The organism is Mycobacterium sp. E2238 (assembly GCF_001672665.1).
In the GTDB taxonomy this organism is placed as follows: domain Bacteria; phylum Actinomycetota; class Actinomycetes; order Mycobacteriales; family Mycobacteriaceae; genus Mycobacterium.
The window spans coordinates 1-3,101 of sequence record NZ_LZKF01000228.1; the positions used below are offsets into that span (position 1 = coordinate 1).

General features: G+C 68.2%; 3 protein-coding genes. 1 reads left to right on the forward strand and 2 read right to left on the reverse strand.

The window, feature by feature from the left end; all coding sequences use genetic code 11:
- Window positions 1-129: 129 nt before the first annotated feature.
- Both A5711_RS21020 and ppgK read right to left on the reverse strand, forming a co-directional pair.
- Complete coding sequence (locus A5711_RS21020; RefSeq protein ID WP_082975800.1) at window positions 130-1,638, reverse strand: RNA polymerase sigma factor; 1,509 nt, start codon at window positions 1,636-1,638, stop codon at window positions 130-132.
- A gap of 176 nt (window positions 1,639-1,814) precedes the next feature.
- Window positions 1,815-2,624 (reverse strand): polyphosphate--glucose phosphotransferase, encoded by an 810-nt coding sequence (ppgK, locus tag A5711_RS21025; protein WP_067949930.1) that lies wholly within the window; start codon window positions 2,622-2,624, stop codon window positions 1,815-1,817.
- Between the two features lie 103 nt (window positions 2,625-2,727).
- Here ppgK and A5711_RS21030 point away from each other — a divergent pair.
- Window positions 2,728-3,101 (forward strand): inositol monophosphatase family protein (locus A5711_RS21030; RefSeq protein WP_304528459.1); only part of this gene is annotated, 374 nt, incomplete at its 3' end.

Here is a 3,101-nt window from a genome sequence, read left to right on the forward strand (position 1 = left end):
CCTCGAATTCGGAGCCGGAGGAGACCAGTGTGCGGTTCATGCGGTCACCGTACGACGGCCGGCGCCGCCCCGCGACGGGTTTTCCGTTCGGATTCAGACCCGTTGCGCGACAGGGACGTTCGGCGGTTACTAGTCGAGGTAGTCGCGCAACACCTGGGAACGGCTGGGGTGGCGCAGCTTTGACATCGTCTTGGACTCGATCTGACGGATGCGCTCGCGGGTGACGCCGTAGACCTGGCCGATCTCGTCGAGGGTGCGGGGCTGGCCGTCGGTGAGGCCGAAGCGCAGCCGTACTACGCCGGCTTCGCGCTCCGACAGCGTCTCCAGCACGGACTGCAACTGGTCTTGCAGCAGGGTGAACGACACCGCGTCGACGGCCACCACGGCCTCGCTGTCCTCGATGAAATCACCCAGCTGGCTGTCGCCCTCGTCGCCGATGGTCTGGTCCAGCGAGATCGGCTCACGGGCGTATTGCTGGATCTCCAGCACCTTTTCGGGCGTGATGTCCATTTCCTTGGCCAGCTCTTCGGGCGTGGGCTCGCGGCCCAGGTCCTGCAACAGCTCGCGCTGGATGCGGCCCAGCTTGTTGATCACCTCGACCATGTGCACCGGGATGCGGATGGTGCGGGCCTGATCGGCCATGGCGCGGGTGATGGCCTGCCGGATCCACCACGTCGCGTAGGTGGAGAACTTGTAGCCCTTGGTGTAGTCGAACTTCTCGACCGCGCGGATCAGGCCCAGGTTGCCTTCCTGAATGAGGTCGAGGAATGCCATCCCGCGGCCGGTGTACCGCTTGGCCAGCGACACCACGAGGCGCAGGTTGGCTTCCAGCAGATGGTTTTTCGCGCGGTCGCCATCGCGGCAGATCCACATCATGTCGCGGCGCTGAGCGGCGGGCAGCTTGTCGCCGCGCTCGGCCATCTCGGCCATCAGCTGCGTGGCGTACAGGCCGGCTTCGATCCGCTTCGCCAGCTCGACCTCTTCCTCGGCGTTGAGCAGCGCCACCTTGCCGATCTGCTTGAGGTACGCGCGAACCGAGTCCGCGGATGCGGTGAGTTCGGCGTCCTTGCGTGCCTGGCGCAGCGCCTCGGACTCGTCTTCGTCCCAGACGAAATCGCCGGAGGCCTTGTCCTTTTCGGAGGGCTCGGCGATCTCCTCGTCGTCATCGGCGGGAGCCGCGGCGGCGGCGGCGGCCGGGGCGGCCGCCTCCTCCTCGCTGTCATCGGGTGGGTCGACGTCGGCGTCCTCGGCGTCGACGTCTGCCGGCGCGACGTCGTCGTCCTCCAGGTCGTCCAGGCTCAGGTCGGCGGCGTCGATCTCGAGGTCTTCGCCGGGCTCGGCGTCGAGCTCCGCGTCGTCGAGGTCCTCGACGGCCTCCAGCTCGACGTCGGAATCGGCCGGCGCGCCCTTGGCCGCTTTGGTCCCGCGGCCCGAAGGCGCCTTGGCGGCGCGGGTCTTCTTCGTGTCGGCAGCGGCCCCGTCCTCGGCCGCGCGTGCCGGCGCCTTGGCTGCGCGCTTCGCGGGCGCGGAGCCATGAGCGGCCTTGGCCGCCGATCGCTTAGCGGGGGACGACGGAGACTTCGTGGCGGTCCGTTTCACCGGCGCTTCGGTTGCCGGGCTTGCCTTGGTCGCTGCCACTTACACCCCTTCGTTTGGACTCACCTTCGGTGGGTATTGGGCATGGTTAACCGAAAGTGTCTGCTATGTCGATGTCGGCGTTGGATCAGCGTGGGTCTTTGCACGCTATCGTTCGGGCGGTCGCCGATGACCATTGTAACGACAGTGAGCGGTCCAACGGCTCTGCCGGGCGAAAATCAGTGCGTCACGTCGGAGGTGGAGGCCATGGCCGCGCCGACGATCCCGGCGGTGTTGAGCAGCGCCGCGGCCACCACCGGGGTGCGATTTTCCAGCAGCGGTAGCCACTTGTCGGCCTTGCGGCTGATGCCGCCACCGGCGATGAACAGGTCCGGCCACACCGCGTTCTCGATGGCCACCAGCACCCGGGTGACCTGCTTGGTCCACTTTTCGTAGCTCCACCCGTTCTTCTCTTTGACCGACGACGCCGCGCGCTGCTCGGCCTCTTTGCCGCCGACCTCGAGATGCCCGAACTCGGTGTTGGGTATCAGGACGCCGTTGTGGATCACCGCGGAGCCGATTCCGGTGCCGAACGTCAGCAACACGACCAAACCGGACTGATTTCTGCCCGCGCCGTAGTGCTCCTCGGCCAGCCCCGCGGCATCGGCGTCGTTGAGCACCGTGACGTCCTGGCCGTCCAACTCCGCGCTGATGATGTCGCGCGCGTTGCTGCCGATCCACGATTTGTCGACGTTGGCAGCCGTCTGGACGACACCATGGGTGACCACCCCGGGATAGGTCACCCCGAGCGGGCCGGTCCAGCCGAACGCGTTGACCACCTCGGCGATGGTCTTGGCAACCGCCGGCGGCGTTGCCGGCTGCGGGGTCAACAGCTTGATCCGCTCGCCGATGAGCTGCCCGGTGTCCATGTCGACGATGCCGCCCTTGATGCCGCTGCCGCCGACGTCGATGCCGAATCCCCGACGCTGTGGGGTCCCGACGGCGGTGCCGGTGCCGGGCGTATCCGTGGTCGAGTCGGTGCTGGTCATCGAAGCTCCTGGACGTGGCTGAGGCTGTCCGCCCACCTTAGCCCGGTAGCGGTGCGCCGACGGGGCATCTGCGGGGCCGTGCCGCCTGTGATGCGATAGACCGGTGACCCGAGGAGATGACGAGCCCGCCCGGTTGCGCACGGTGGCCGAATCACTGGCCACCGAGGCCGCCGCGTTCGTGCGGCGGCGCCGCGCCGAGGTATTCGGCGCGTCCGCGGCGGGCTCGAAACATTCGGGCACCGGCGCGGTCCGGTCGAAGAGCACCCCCACCGATCCGGTGACCGTCGTCGACACGGAGACCGAACGCCTGTTGCGGGACCGGCTGGCCGAATTACGGCCCGGCGACCCGATTCTCGGCGAGGAGGGCGGCGGCCCGGCCGACCCGGCCGGTGCCCCCGCGGGCGCGGTCACTTGGGTCCTCGATCCCATCGACGGCACGGTGAACTTCGTCTACGGCATCCCGGCGTACGCGGTGTC